An 11,777-nucleotide genomic window follows, 5' to 3' on the forward strand; every position below is an offset into this window, starting at 1 on the left:
GTAACCCCTCGGCAAGCATCGCCGGAAACCAAAACTTTACCCGCGTGCCCGATGATCATCGCGCAGAATAAGGTAAGGATCGCGCGCGTGGAGAAGCTGGACATCACCGACCCCGGTTTGCCGGTGGTCGACATCGAGGTCTTCGAGAAGACGCGTGCCACCATGGGCGCCGGGTTCATCAAGATCATCACCTATTTCGGGGAGGACGGCGCCAAGGCCGTCGCCGAGATCGAGGCCGCGCAGCGCGAGGGCAATGCCACGCGCATGGTGATGCCCGCGCACACGATGAAATCGGAAGCCCGCCAGTTCGGCGCGATGACGCTCGGCGAGCTTACCGAGCGCATCGAGATGGGCGCGCGCCGCTGCGTGGAGCATCAGGAGACGCCCGACGAACTGCTCGTGCTCGTCGCGCGGCTGAAGCCGCTGTTCCGCCGCACCATGGAGGTGCTGGAGCGCGAGACGAACCCGCTCGTCCAGCGCCGCGGCGAAGTGCGCAGCGCGGCAGGCAACCAGAGCTTCGGGCGCATCTGACCCGCGAGACGCACCATATTGCGCGTGCTAATCTCCAAGCGATGGGGAAACAGGGCATGATCCGGTCGTCGCTGCTCTTCGCCGCGCTTTTGCTCGTGGCTGCGCCCGCGATGGCGGAGGGGCCATCGTGCGACACGTCGATCCGCGTGCGCGGCTGCCGCGCCGAGCTGTTGACGGAAGGGAACACCGTCACCATCCGCACTTCGACCGACCAATGCTCTGTGGTGGACTGGACGCTGGACGGTGCGCCCCGCTCCACGGTGGTGACGGACGGCGAGGCGAAGATCGATATCGGTGCTCCGGCGGGCACGGCCGTGCTCAAACAGTGCGGCATCGTGAAAGACCTGCGCGGCGTCGCGGCGCGCGAATTCGGCACCAGCGACGCGAGCGTGATCGGCAAGCCCCCCGAGGGCGGCGGCGAGACGATGGCCTGCAAGACCCTGCGCGAAGCGGCCGTGGCGGCGCAGCAGCGCGCGGCGGCGGTCTCCAACTTCGACACGCGCAAGGCCTGGTCCGACAAGCAGACCGCCTGCACCGAAATGCTGGCGAACTTCGAAACGCTGAACGCCGTGCTGCCCACGTTCATGGACGCCGCCGTGAACTATGCCCGCCAATGCCAACCGCCCGGCCGTGCCGACGCGCTGCGCACCGAATTCTCCCGCCGCGTGAACACGGCCCGGGCGCAGCACGAGAAAGTACGGCGGGCTTGCGTTAACGGCAGCTAGCGGCTGTCCAGGACCGATCGACATTCAGCCCTGACGGCCTGCAAATGGCGGCTCTCCGCGCGCGCCTTGGCTCACGTACCTTTAGTACGCTCCGCTCCGGGTCACGAAAATCCACCATTTTCGCCACGTCATCTTCTGAATGTCGATCGGTCCTAGGGGGCTAAGGTTTTCTTCCGCGATCAAGGCATTATGCTCTGCCCATATCGAGGGCAGGGGGAGCGACATGCACTATCGGCGATTTGCGGCGATCATCGCGGCGGGCATGATTCTGGCGAGTGCGGCGAGCGGCGCGGCAAGTGCGGAGGGGCCGCGTGCGCGTGACCTCGGCGTGCCGTTCGCGGGAAAGCCGGGTGCGAACAATGCGATCACGGACGTTGCGGGGGTCGAGGTCGGCTATGTCAGCCTGATCTCGGGAGACGGCAAGCTCGAGCGCGGCAAGGGACCGGTGCGCACGGGCGTGACCGCCGTGCTGCCGCGCGGCAAGGCTTCGCGCGCGCCTGTGTTCGCGGGCTGGGAAACCAGCAACGCCGCCGGGGAGATGACCGGCACGGTGTGGCTGGAAGAGCGTGGCTATTTCGATGGCCCGGTGATGATCACCAACACGCACAGTGTCGGCGTGGTGCGCGACGCGGTGGTGGGGTGGCTCGCCGATGTGAAGTGGCCGGGGGCGTGGTTCACGCCGGTGGTGGCCGAGACCTACGACGGGATGCTGAACGACATCAACGGCTTCCACGTGAAGCCCGAACACGCGATGCGCGCGATCCAGACTGCCGCGACCGGCCCGGTCGCCGAGGGCAATGTCGGCGGCGGCGTCGGGATGCAGTGCTTCGGCTTCAAGGGCGGCACGGGCACGGCGTCGCGCATGGTCGAGATGGACGGCAAGGCCTACACGGTCGGCGTGCTCGTGCAGTGCAACTTCGGCATGAGGGCGTGGCTGCGCGTGGCGGGCGCGCCGGTGGGTGAGGAACTCGCGGGCAAGTACCTGCCCGAAACGCGCGGAGTGAAAACGGCGGCGGCGAATACCGACGTCGCGCAGCGCGTTGCACCCGGCGACGGTTCGATCATCGTGGTGATGGCGACGGACGCGCCGATGCTGCCGCATCAATTGAAGCGCCTCGCCAAGCGTGCGGCGGCGGGCATGGGCCGCATGGGCGACGCGGGCAGCAACGGTTCGGGCGACATCTTCGTCGCCTTCTCGACCGCGAACGCAAACGTGCAAAGCGTGGGCGGCAATGTCATCAGCGTCGAGACGACGCCCAACGACAAGCTGACCCCGATCTTCGAAGCGGCAACGCAGGCGACCGAAGAGGCAATCACCAACGTGCTGGTGGCGGCGGAGACGCTGACCGGTGTCGACGGCTACACCATCCAGCGCCTGCCGCACGCGGAACTGCGCGCGGTTTTGAAGAAGTACGGGCGGTTGGCTGGCGCGAAGTGAGCATGGACACTCCTGCGAGACTATCCTGACAAGGCCGCCGCCACGCCGGGACGCGGCGGAATTTTGTCAACTCCGCTCGGCAATGCCCTCGCCCGCACCGACGTGAGCTGATCATGGAAGTCGTTTCAATTTTCTCAATGCTTGAGAATACCCCTGACCTAGGGTTCTTGTTGTTCTAGATAAGGTGTATGTCAGAACTAAGCGATCTTGAAACTCTTGTTCTAGATTTCTTTCTTACATCAGCGCGCAATGGGCGCTTCAATGGTGTACGGGCTGCTGATGCGATAGCGCGTCACACACAAACAGGCTCTTTCCAAGAGCTATTGGCGCAGCTCATCGAAGGTGGAAGCATTGAATGTGTGTTCGCCCGTCGCGATGTCAATCCTCACATTAAACGGCTACCGATTTTACCGAAAGACAAGCAAATCGAATGGGTTAAAATTGAAAGCCTGGATAGCTATTGCCTTTATCCGAGTCCTGCGCTGCTCGCAGAAAAAATCAGCCCAATTGAATTGGCTGATCGGCCTTTCTCACGTGCCCTGCTACTGGGCGAGGCCCAGCTCGCGTTCGCGACCTTTGAACTCGGTGTTCTTGGTCGGTACCGGAATGACCCGCGATTTGTAGTTCAGTTTCACGACTATATGGGTGACATGTGCATTTCGGGTGAATATTACGACAGCATTAAGGTGCCTGATCGCGATAAGATTTCTGTCGAATCCTTTGGTCTTGGCCTGAACGCAGATCTTATTCCGCATATCATCGTGTTTTATCGCTACCTTGCCGATCTGACCCCAGAGCATCAGCAGTATTGGAACAGTTTCGTTGCTGATCACGTGCCGATGTGTGAGCCCTATTTCCAGTCGGCCGTTATTGGAGATTGGTGGGAGAATCGATCGATCCGCTATGCGATCCAGGAGGAGATGCGCCTCATTAACGAGATGGCAAATGCTGCTTTTTCAAAAAGGCTATTTCGTAATGAGATGACTGACGACCTATCGTTCGACCTTTCAGCCTTCCTTGTGCCAAGCAGTGATAATTTTTCCTCCTTTATTCACAGTTGGGACAAACTGCTTTCAGATAATATCGAAAAGGATTTTTTCGAGACAAGGTTGATTTGATCAATGAACAAAAGCGATCAGATGGAAGAATTTCTGTTCGCGACAAAGGAACAATCAGTCTTTTACAAGAATGGCTAGATATTTTTGTTGTAGGAAAAGATAAACGGGAAATTATAAATGCGATCATTGGGCCAATGCGGCGTATACGCAAGCTACGTCAACAGCCGGCGCATAGCTTCTTGAAGAACGAGTTTTCACATGATTTTCACGCAAAGCGCCGGGAAGTGTTGACAGAGGTTTTGGAAGCTCTTGCTTTATTGCGGACCATACTGTCACGCCATCGCCGCGCGCGGCACATCAACGTACCCGCATGGCTCGATTCCAGTAATATTCACGTCTTCTGAGGTGTGCGTACTTATCGAATTGAGGCTTCAGGCATTCCGCCCCATCAGCGTCGGGAAGAAGCCCTCGTAAGCATCACGAAGCGTGGCGAGGGTGACGGAGGCGGTGCCCACGGTAACGTCGTCGCCGCCCGTCGCGCCGATGCGTTTCACCGGCACCGGTGCGCCGTCGAGCGCGCCTTCGGGGGCGGTGACGACGTAGAGGCCCTGATCCTCGCCGAAGGCTTCGGCGGTGGTGAGGACGTCGAGCTTCGCGCCGGTGCCGCCTGCGAGCGCCATTTCGGCGATGGTGACGAGGAGGCCGCCGTCGGAGATGTCGTGGACGGCGGTTGCCTTGCCCTCCGCGATGAGCTTGCGGACGTATTCGCCTGCCTTGCGCTCGGCATCGAGGTCCACCGGAGGAGGCGGGCCGTCTTCGCGGCCGTGGATTTCGCGGAGCCAGATCGACTGGCCGAGGTGGCCGCCTTCGCGCGTGCCGACGAGCCAGATCGGCTCGCCTGCGGCCTTGAAGGCGATGGTGGCGCTGTTGGTGTAATCCTTGAGCAGACCGACGCCGCCAATGGCGGGGGTGGGCAGGATGCCGACGCCGTTCGTCTCGTTGTAGAGGCTGACGTTGCCCGAGACGACCGGGAAGTCGAGCGCCTTCGACGCCGCGCCCATGCCGGAGACGCAGCCGACGAACTGGCCCATGATCTCGGGGCGCTGCGGATTGCCGAAGTTGAGGCAGTTGGTGATGGCGAGCGGGGTGGCGCCCACCGCCGAGAGGTTGCGATAGGCTTCGGCGACCGCCTGCTTGCCACCCTCGAACGGGTCCGCGAAGCAGTAGCGCGGCGTGCAGTCCGTGGTGATGGCGAGGCCCTTCCGGGTGCCGTGGACGCGCACCACCGCGCTGTCGCCGCCGGGGCGCTGCACGGTGTCGGCGCCGACCATGTGGTCGTACTGCTCCCACACCCAGCGGCGGCTGGCGATGTCCGCCGAGCCGATGAGCTTCACGAGATCGGCGGTGAGGTCGGCGCTTTCGGGCACGGCGCCCAGCGGCGCGCGCTTCGGCGTTTCGACGTGCGGGCGGTCGTAGAGCGGCGCCTTGTCGGCGAGCGGGGCGAGCGGGATGTCGGCGGCGGTTTCGCCCTTGAACTTCAGCACGAGGCGGCCGGTTTCCGTCACCGTGCCGATAACGGCGAAATCGAGCTCCCATTTGCGGAAGATCGCCTCGGCCTCGGCCTCGCGGCCCGGCTTCAGGATCATGAGCATCCGCTCCTGGCTTTCGGAGAGCATCATCTCGTAGGGCACCATGCCGGTCTCGCGGCAGGGTACGGCGTCGAGGTTGAGCTCGAGGCCGACGCCGCCCTTCGAGGCCATCTCGACCGACGAGGAGGTGAGGCCCGCGGCGCCCATGTCCTGAATCGCGACGATGGCGTCCGACGACATGAGTTCGAGGCAGGCTTCGATGAGGAGCTTCTCGGTGAAGGGGTCGCCGACCTGCACGGTGGGGCGCTTCTCTTCCGAATCGTCCGTGAATTCCGCCGAGGCCATGGTGGCGCCGTGGATACCGTCGCGACCGGTCTTGGAGCCGACGTAGACCACCGGATTGCCGATGCCCGCGGCGGCCGAATAGAAGATCTTGTCGGTCTTCGCGACGCCCACGGTCATGGCGTTCACGAGGATGTTGCCGTTGTAGGCCGGGTGGAAATTCACCTCGCCGCCCACGGTGGGGACGCCGACGCAATTGCCGTAGCCGCCGATGCCGTGGACGACGCCCGCGACGAGGTGGCGCGTCTTCGCGTGGTCCGGCGCGCCGAAACGCAGCGCGTTCAGGTTGGCGACGGGGCGCGCGCCCATCGTGAACACGTCGCGGAGGATGCCGCCGACGCCCGTCGCCGCGCCCTGATAGGGCTCGATGAACGAGGGGTGGTTGTGGCTTTCCATCTTGAAGATGGCGGCGTCGCCGTCGCCGATGTCGATGATGCCCGCGTTCTCGCCGGGGCCGCAGATCACCCACGGCGCCTCGGTGGGCAGCGTCTTCAAATGGATGCGGCTCGATTTGTAGGAGCAGTGCTCCGACCACATCACCGAGAAGATGCCGAGCTCCGTGAGGTTGGGCGTGCGGCCCATCGCGGCGAGGATGGTTTCGTACTCGTCGGGGGTGAGGCCGTGCTCGGCGACGATCTCGGGCGTGATGATGTCGGTCATGCGCGCGCTCATAGCGGCGCCGGGCGCGCGGTTCCAGCGCCTATTCGTGGAACTCCGCCATGTCGGGGATGCGGTGGAAGGCGATCTTCGCGCCGACATGGTCGATGCGGCCGCCCATCAGCGGCCCGAGCGTGACGGCGTTGCGGCCGAACTTCGCGTTCGCCTTGTCCATCGCCTCGCTGAGACGGAGGCCGCGCGCTTCGCGGGCGAGGGCGTGGTCGATGTCGTCGCGGTCGAAAAGCGCGCCCTGTTCGTGGCCGGCGGGCGCGATCTCCGCGAGCGTGACGCCGATCATGCGGATGCGCGCGCCGGTGGGCTGTTGCCGCGCGGCGTCGGCGAGGCGGGGCCAGAGCGCATTCAGCTGCGCGAGGAAGCTGAAGCTGTCCTGCGTCAGCGGCAGGCGCTGGTGCGCGGCGAACTTGCCGCCGTCTTCCAGCCGGGCGTGGAGGAGGAGGCTGCGCGCGGCATAGCCTTCGCGGCGCAGGCGGCTCGCGGCCTTGAGGCACAGGCGCCGCGCGGTGGCGAGCGCGGCGACGGGGTCGCGCTTCGAGGGGGAGAGCACCTGGCTGTGCCCGATCGAGCGGTGCTGCGTCTCGATCTCGGGCACTTCGCGGCCGGTGAGCGACCACCACAGGCGGTCACCGTTTACCGCGCCCCATGCCTCGCCTGCGCGCTTCGGGCCGCGCGCGATGAGGTCGCGGATCGAGAGCACGCCCTTGGCGGCGAGGCGGCGCTCCATCTTGCGGCCGATGCCGGGGATGTCGGTGAGTTTCAGGACATAGAGGCGCTCGGGCAGCTCGTGCGCTTCAATCACGGTAAGGCCATCCGGCTTCTGCATGTCGCAGGCGATCTTGGCGACGAGGCGCGTCGGCGCGACGCCGATCGAGCATTTCAGATATTCGCCGACATTCGCGGCGATGCCCGCCTTGATGCGCCGCGCGAGATCGCGGACGAACGCCGGGTCGTTCTCGTTGTCCATCAGGCGGCAGGCGACCTCGTCGATCGAGCAGACCTTGGTGACGGGAATGTGCCGATCCACCTCCGCGACGATGCGGTTGTGGTATTCCACATAGGCGCCGTGGCGTGCGGGGGTGATGATGAGATCGCGGCAGAGGCGCTTTGCTTCCCAAATGGGCGTGCCGGTGCGGATACCGAAGGCCTTCGCTTCGTAGCTCGCGGCGATGGCGCTCGTCGTGTCGGTGTCCACGGGCGACACGACGACGGGCTTGCCGCGCAGGTGCGGCTGCAACTGCTGCTCGACACTGGCGAAATAGCTGTTCAGATCGAGAAACAGCCAGCGGAGCGGCGAATCGGGGCGCATAAGCGGGAGTGTAGCGCATGAGGAACAAATTGTGAACGAAGTTCATGCACCTCGCGCCGTGGAAGCGGAGTCGCTGCATGGGCGGCCGCTGCGCTACTTCGATTTCGTGATGGCGGCATTCGTCACCATCCTGCTCCTTTCCAATGTGCTCGGCGCGGGGAAAGTGGCGGTCGTGGACTTGCCCGGCATCGGCGACTGGCCGTTCGGCGCGGGCATATTGTTCTTTCCCGTTGGCTACGTGCTCGGTGACGTGCTCACCGAAGTCTATGGCTACGCACGGGCACGGCGCTGCATCTGGGCGGGGTTCGCCGCACTCATCTTCATGGCATTCATGGCGTGGGTGGTGGTGGCGCTGCCGCCCGCGGCGGACTGGACCGGGCAGGCGAGCTATGAGGCGGTGTTCGGTCAGGTGCCGCGCATCGTCTTCGCCAGCATCGTCGCCTTCTGGGCGGGCGAGTTCACCAACTCCTACGTGATGGCGAAGATGAAGGTGTGGTCGCAGGGCAAGCACCTGTGGATGCGCACGATCGGCAGCACGGTGGCGGGGCAGGGCGTCGACAGCCTGATCTTCTATCCGCTGGCGTTTCTCGGCGCGGCGGGGTGGACGAACGACCTCGTGCTGAAGGTGCTCATCACGCAGTGGGTGCTGAAAGTGAGCTGGGAAGCGATCCTGACGCCCGTGACCTATGCGGTCGTCGGGTTCCTGAAACGGCGCGAAGGCCTGGACGTCTACGATCGCAAGACTGATTTCACGCCGTTCAAGACGAGTATCTGAACCTGAAAGGAACCTGTTATGACGACGATCAGCGAAATCCCCCTGAAGAAAATCGATGGAAGCGCCGCCACGCTCGGTGACTATGCGGGCAAGGCGCTGCTTGTGGTGAACGTCGCATCCAAGTGCGGGTTGACGCCGCAGTACGATGGGCTCGAAGCGCTCTATGCGCAGAAAAAAGACGCGGGGCTCGTCGTTCTCGGGTTTCCGGCAAACGATTTTGCCGGTCAGGAACCGGGCACGGACGGCGAGATCGCCGACTTCTGCCGGTCCACCTTCGGCGTCGATTTTCCGATGTTTTCGAAGATCGCGGTGACCGGAGCGGATCGGCATCCGCTTTATGGCGCGCTCGTTGCTGCGCGGCCGCAGGCGACGCAGAATCCGGACGGCGATCTGCGTGCGAAGCTGGAGAAGCACGGCCTTGCGCCCACTGATCCGACGGGCGTGATGTGGAACTTCGAAAAATTTCTGATCGGTCGGGACGGAAAGGTGGTCGGCCGCTTTGCTCCCGATATTACGCCCGACGATCCAGTGCTCGTGAAGGCGATCGACGAAGCGCTTTCTGCCTGAAAGGCAATCCGGCCCCGGGCCGACAGCGCGCCGGTGCCGGTGTCCGCAACGATACCGGCGGCGGTTCCCGCACGGGTCGCTGTTTTTTGCTGGAGACACAGCAAGCGAAGCGGGGCGCATGAAGGCCGTCCAGCGATTGGAAGGGGACGACCGCGTCCCGGTCTGCTAACCGGCGGAAAGGCCGTTTTTCGGATTGCAAGCGCGGCCGGCACAGGGAGAGTTGTACGGTGTCGAAACCCAAAACCGCGCGTCAGCCCGCGGAGTATTACAGGCTCCCGGAGAACAGCATCGGCTATCTTTCCCGCGTGACGTTCCGCTCGTTTTCGCGCGCGCTCGAACGGCGTACGCTGGAGCACGGCGTCTCCGCGGGGCAGTGGCGCTTCCTGCGCCAGCTTTGGCGTGAGGACGGCATCACGCAGCGCGAACTCAGCACGCGCGTCGGGATGCGCGAGCCGACCACGGTGGTTGCGCTGAAAGGCCTGGAAGCGGCGGGGCTGGTGCGGCGCGAGAAGTGCAAGATCGATCGCCGCAAGATCTATATTCACCTCACGGATCACGCAAAGGCGCTCGAAGGCGTTCTGGTGCCGATGAACGCGGAGGTGCATGACCTCGCGACGGAGGGACTGTCCGACGCGGAGGTGGACGTGCTGCAATCGCTGCTGCGCCGCGTGATCGCCAATCTGACCGAGGAAGCGAAGGACGCGCCGACATTGAGCGACCTTAGAGTGTAACGCTGCCGGAGCCGCTCCGCAGGTTCGCGAAGGCCATGGAAAAGGACGCCTGGGCGCCGTGCAAGACGAAACCGTGATCGAACACCTGCGCGCCTGCGGACTTGTGGCGCCCGATGAGACGCCCCGGATGACACCGCTGTCCGGTGGCGTTTCGTGCGACGTGTGGCGCGTCGATACCGCGGCCGGGCCGATTGCCGTGAAGCGCGCGCTTCCCAAGCTGCGCGTGCAGGCGGACTGGTTCGCGCCTGTGGAGCGCGCCGAGAGCGAGGTGCGCTGGCTGCGGCGCGTCGGCGCGTTCGCACCCGGGATCGTTCCCACGATCGTCGCCGAAGTGCCCGAAGAGCACCTCTTCGCGATGCGCTTTCTGGAGCCGGCGCAGCACCCGGTCTGGAAGGACGAACTCATCGCCGGGCGTGTCGATCCGGGCTTCGCCGCGAAGGTTGGCGAAGCGCTCGTCGGTATTCACGCCGCGACGGCAAACGACCCCGCCATTGCGCGCGATTTCGATACCGGCGCGATGTTTCATGCGCTGCGCGTGGAGCCGTTCCTGCTCCATGTCGCGCAGCATGATGCGGAGGTCGCGCCGCGCCTGCGGGCGCTCGCCGCCGATCTCGAAACGCGGCACGTCGCGCTCGTCCACGGCGATATCAGCCCGAAGAATATCCTCGTCGGCCCCGGTGGTCCCGTGTTCCTGGATGCCGAATGCGCGGTGTACGGCGATCCGGCATTCGACCTTGCGTTCTGCACCACGCATCTTCTGCTGAAGGCGGTGTGGCTGAAGCCGCACGCGGCGGAACTGACGGCGTCCGCCACGCAAATGGCGGAGGCCTATCGCGCGGGTATCGCCTGGGAGGATGCCGATGCGCTGATGCGGCGCGCGGGCGCGCTTACGGCGGCGCTGCTGCTGGCGCGCGTCGATGGCAAATCACCCGCGCCGTATCTAACGGACGAAGCGGACCGCACCGAGGTTCGCACGCGCGCGAAGCACCTGCTCACCGGCCGGGACGCAGAATTGTACGCGGGCCTGGAGCCATTAATCGCAGGTTGGCGGGACGGTCGCCCGAGCGGCGGTCAGTAGCCGAAGAGCTTGCCGACGCCTGAACCCGCGACGATGGCGCCGACGGTTTCCTGCGCCTCGGCGCTCAGTTCCTGCCGCCATTTCGCGGCCGATTTCGCAGGATTCTGGTTGAGGCTGAAATAGCGATCGCCGGTGCCGTCGAAGCCGCGCAGACGATCGAAATAGGCCTGCACCTGCGCCGGGCGGTCGAGCCCCGCCCAGTCGAACAGCGACGCGGCTTCGGGATCGAGGTTCGCCGCGAGCCGGTCGTAGACGAGCGTGTAGACGTTGGGGAGGTCGGCGACCTCGCTGTAGACCCACTCATTCGTGATGAGCCAATCCCACGCCAGCTTCTCGATGTTCGTCATCGCGTCTGCGCGCGCCTTGTCGAGGCCGGCGGCGCGGGCGGGCGGCAGCGCCAGCACATCCGAATAGAGCGTCGCGGCGCCCATCTTGCCGAGCTCCGCGCCGCGCAGCTTCGAAGAGACGACGCCGCAGGGGTGGCGGACAATGTAGATGAACTTCACGCCGGGCAGCGCGCGCGCGAACACGGGGAGGCGCGGGATCGAATCGACCGACTTCATGACGAGGCAGGGCGTTTCGCCCTCGTTCGCGAAATCGGGCACCTGAAGGTTGCGGCTGCGGCCCACGGCGGGAAGCACGGCATCGACGGCGCGCAGCGCGCGGACGATCGCGGCGCGCGCCTGATCGGCGATGCCGCCGCGGTAGCTCTTGGGAAACAGTGTCGGCGTGTGGACGCTGCGCAGCGAGCGATTGTGTGCCAGCCGCTCGAAATAGTCGCGGGTGATCCGGTCGATGTCGGCCGGAAGCGCGCCATAGGGCACGAACGGAAGCCGCGGTTCCTTCTCGATGACGTCCGGCTCGTGGAGGTAGAGCGTCTGCGGATGCGAATCGAACAGCGAGCCGACCCAGGTCGTGCCCGATCGGGGGCTGCCGAAGATCATCAGCGGGCCGGCCATGTC

12 protein-coding genes are annotated in these 11,777 nt (G+C 64.7%); 9 read left to right on the forward strand and 3 right to left on the reverse strand.

Going from position 1 to position 11,777, the window contains the following annotated elements:
- Window positions 1–87 precede the first annotated feature (87 nt).
- The 5 genes from ACFQ00_RS15675 (at window position 88) to ACFQ00_RS15695 (ending at window position 4,156) form a co-directional block, all read left to right on the forward strand.
- A complete protein-coding gene (locus tag ACFQ00_RS15675; RefSeq protein WP_374595777.1) occupies window positions 88–531 on the forward strand; it encodes an Hpt domain-containing protein in 444 nt (147 codons plus the stop codon).
- Between the two features lie 56 nt (window positions 532–587).
- On the forward strand, window positions 588–1,256 hold the full coding sequence (locus ACFQ00_RS15680) for a hypothetical protein (protein ID WP_381492856.1): 669 nt from the start codon (window positions 588–590) through the stop codon (window positions 1,254–1,256).
- A 223-nt stretch (window positions 1,257–1,479) separates the two neighbouring features.
- On the forward strand, window positions 1,480–2,694 hold the full coding sequence (locus ACFQ00_RS15685; protein ID WP_381492859.1) for a DmpA family aminopeptidase: 1,215 nt from the start codon (window positions 1,480–1,482) through the stop codon (window positions 2,692–2,694).
- Between the two features lie 188 nt (window positions 2,695–2,882).
- A complete protein-coding gene (locus ACFQ00_RS15690; protein WP_381492863.1) occupies window positions 2,883–3,812 on the forward strand; it encodes a hypothetical protein in 930 nt (309 codons plus the stop codon).
- Entirely contained in the window at window positions 3,809–4,156 is a 348-nt protein-coding gene (locus tag ACFQ00_RS15695) for a hypothetical protein (protein ID WP_381492867.1), read from the forward strand. The genes ACFQ00_RS15690 and ACFQ00_RS15695 overlap by 4 nt, the downstream gene beginning before the upstream one ends.
- A gap of 27 nt (window positions 4,157–4,183) precedes the next feature.
- On the opposite strand, the gene purL is transcribed toward ACFQ00_RS15695, so the two are convergent.
- Both purL and ACFQ00_RS15705 read right to left on the reverse strand, forming a co-directional pair.
- On the reverse strand, window positions 4,184–6,343 hold the full coding sequence (purL, locus tag ACFQ00_RS15700) for a phosphoribosylformylglycinamidine synthase subunit PurL (RefSeq protein ID WP_381492870.1): 2,160 nt from the start codon (window positions 6,341–6,343) through the stop codon (window positions 4,184–4,186).
- A gap of 40 nt (window positions 6,344–6,383) precedes the next feature.
- The gene (locus ACFQ00_RS15705; RefSeq protein WP_381492873.1) at window positions 6,384–7,664 is read right to left on the reverse strand and encodes a Y-family DNA polymerase; all 1,281 of its coding nucleotides are present in this window, start codon (window positions 7,662–7,664) and stop codon (window positions 6,384–6,386) included.
- Window positions 7,665–7,695: 31 nt separating this feature from the next.
- Here ACFQ00_RS15705 and ACFQ00_RS15710 point away from each other — a divergent pair, with 31 nt between their 5' ends.
- From ACFQ00_RS15710 to ACFQ00_RS15725, 4 genes are all read left to right on the forward strand, one after another.
- Window positions 7,696–8,439 carry a queuosine precursor transporter gene (locus tag ACFQ00_RS15710; RefSeq protein WP_381492875.1) on the forward strand — a complete coding sequence of 248 codons (744 nt, stop codon included), beginning with the start codon at window positions 7,696–7,698 and terminating at the stop codon, window positions 8,437–8,439.
- An 18-nt stretch (window positions 8,440–8,457) separates the two neighbouring features.
- Window positions 8,458–9,006, forward strand: coding sequence for a glutathione peroxidase (locus tag ACFQ00_RS15715; RefSeq protein WP_381492878.1), 549 nt, complete (start codon window positions 8,458–8,460; stop codon window positions 9,004–9,006).
- Window positions 9,007–9,233: 227 nt separating this feature from the next.
- Entirely contained in the window at window positions 9,234–9,737 is a 504-nt protein-coding gene (locus ACFQ00_RS15720) for a MarR family winged helix-turn-helix transcriptional regulator (protein WP_381492881.1), read from the forward strand.
- Between the two features lie 58 nt (window positions 9,738–9,795).
- A complete protein-coding gene (locus tag ACFQ00_RS15725) occupies window positions 9,796–10,815 on the forward strand; it encodes a phosphotransferase (RefSeq protein WP_381492884.1) in 1,020 nt (339 codons plus the stop codon).
- Here the strand turns inward: ACFQ00_RS15725 and ACFQ00_RS15730 are convergent.
- Window positions 10,809–11,774, reverse strand: a complete 966-nt coding sequence (locus ACFQ00_RS15730; RefSeq protein WP_381492887.1) for a sulfotransferase — start codon at window positions 11,772–11,774, stop codon at window positions 10,809–10,811. The two genes, ACFQ00_RS15725 and ACFQ00_RS15730, sit on opposite strands and share 7 nt — an antisense overlap.
- Window positions 11,775–11,777: the final 3 nt, after the last annotated feature.

It is taken from the genome of Sphingosinicella xenopeptidilytica (assembly GCF_042676985.1).
Classification (GTDB): Bacteria; Pseudomonadota; Alphaproteobacteria; order Sphingomonadales; family Sphingomonadaceae; genus Sphingosinicella; species Sphingosinicella xenopeptidilytica.

Coding starts and splice junctions, on each gene's coding strand:
- ACFQ00_RS15680 (WP_381492856.1), top strand. CDS start 588: ATGATCCGGTCGTCGCTGCTCTTCGCCGCGCTTTTGCTCGTGGCTGCG.
- ACFQ00_RS15685 (WP_381492859.1), top strand. CDS start 1,480: ATGCACTATCGGCGATTTGCGGCGATCATCGCGGCGGGCATGATTCTG.
- ACFQ00_RS15690 (WP_381492863.1), top strand. CDS start 2,883: ATGTCAGAACTAAGCGATCTTGAAACTCTTGTTCTAGATTTCTTTCTT.
- purL (WP_381492870.1), bottom strand. CDS start 6,343: ATGACCGACATCATCACGCCCGAGATCGTCGCCGAGCACGGCCTCACC.
- ACFQ00_RS15705 (WP_381492873.1), bottom strand. CDS start 7,664: ATGCGCCCCGATTCGCCGCTCCGCTGGCTGTTTCTCGATCTGAACAGC.
- ACFQ00_RS15715 (WP_381492878.1), top strand. CDS start 8,458: ATGACGACGATCAGCGAAATCCCCCTGAAGAAAATCGATGGAAGCGCC.
- ACFQ00_RS15730 (WP_381492887.1), bottom strand. CDS start 11,774: ATGGCCGGCCCGCTGATGATCTTCGGCAGCCCCCGATCGGGCACGACC.